The 1151-nt window shown below is 29.3% G+C and carries 2 protein-coding genes; both read right to left on the minus strand.

What is annotated here, in order from left to right; genetic code table 11:
• Positions 1-387: 387 nt before the first annotated feature.
• Positions 388-759: a M10 family metallopeptidase C-terminal domain-containing protein gene (locus BHE89_RS17955; protein ID WP_128860694.1), complete on the minus strand. Its 372-nt coding sequence runs from the start codon at positions 757-759 to the stop codon at positions 388-390.
• Positions 740-997 (minus strand): M10 family metallopeptidase C-terminal domain-containing protein, encoded by a 258-nt coding sequence (locus BHE89_RS17960; RefSeq protein WP_128860695.1) that lies wholly within the window; start codon positions 995-997, stop codon positions 740-742. The genes BHE89_RS17955 and BHE89_RS17960 overlap by 20 nt, the downstream gene beginning before the upstream one ends.
• Positions 998-1151 lie beyond the last annotated feature (154 nt).

Here is a 1151-nt window from a genome sequence, read left to right on the forward strand (position 1 = left end):
AAGTCAGAAATAATTTTTATTAAGCAAAATAAAAAACTATGTTATTTTTTTCGAGATGGATCTTTTTTTATTGTTATTATTTTATTTTGTTATTTTAATCAAGAAAGATATAACCTAAATTTTAAAATTAATTAATCTAAGTTATATCATAAATTATTTTTTAATTTAAAGATTAGCGTTAAATATATCATCAAAAAGTGAAATTACCCACAAGGTCTATTGTATGAATGGACTTTGTAGATGGTATTTCTTCTGAAATGGAGAGTTGGGTAGTGTTTTCTATATCATGATAAATTAATAGAAATAACAACATTCTTATTTTTAATTAATTTATTAATGTTAAAAATACGATGATTATTATCAACAAATAGTAAAAAATCTTCACTTTTATTGAAGTCCAATAATTTTATAATGGCTATTATTGTAATTAATACCTAATATAAATAGATCTCTTCCTTTTCCACCACTAAGTTGATTACATCCATTGTCATCCCAAAGAATATCATTTCCATCAGAACCATACAGGATGTCATCACCTTCACCACCATAAAGCCAATCATTGCCTTTCCCTCCTTGAAGTATATCATTGCCATTACCATAAATAATGTCGTTTCCTTGATTTCCATAAAGGTGATTATCCACACCGTTACCAATAATAATGTCATCATTGATACCACCAATAGCATTCTCAATGATGGTGCCATATGCGATAGAGAGATTACCTCGTAATCCTCCAATATCAGAAAAAAGTGCCTTCATTGAGATCTATTTTTTGTTTTGCGCTATATTTATAAAAATTAAGTGTATCAATACCACCGGCATCCCAAATACAACTGATAATGACATCATTGGGTGAGGTTAAGCTATAGTGCTCTCTTTGCGTATTAGAATCAAAGCCATAGATAGTATCATCCGTTCGAGTTGTTACATTTACACCATAGAATTTTTGAATGACATAGATATCGATTAATAGTGGAGACATAGGAAAAAAGTCCATCCAATTCAGCTTCTTCTGTTCTTGGATATCGATATGCCATCACTGAATATTTGAAACTATTCTCTTCAATATCAGGGGTATTATAATCATCCCATTTAAAGAAATGAGGTAAACCTAGAGCATGCCCAGTTTCATGTATATAAGTTTGAGTTTC

Origin of the sequence: Shigella sp. FC1967 (genome assembly GCF_001743005.1) — a bacterium.
Lineage (GTDB): Bacteria > Pseudomonadota > Gammaproteobacteria > Enterobacterales > Enterobacteriaceae > Proteus.

Excerpts from the sequence above, each read along its gene's own strand:
- BHE89_RS17955 (WP_128860694.1), bottom strand. The coding sequence starts at position 759 with ATGAAGGCACTTTTTTCTGATATTGGAGGATTACGAGGTAATCTCTCT.
- BHE89_RS17960 (WP_128860695.1), bottom strand. The coding sequence starts at position 997 with ATGGACTTTTTTCCTATGTCTCCACTATTAATCGATATCTATGTCATT.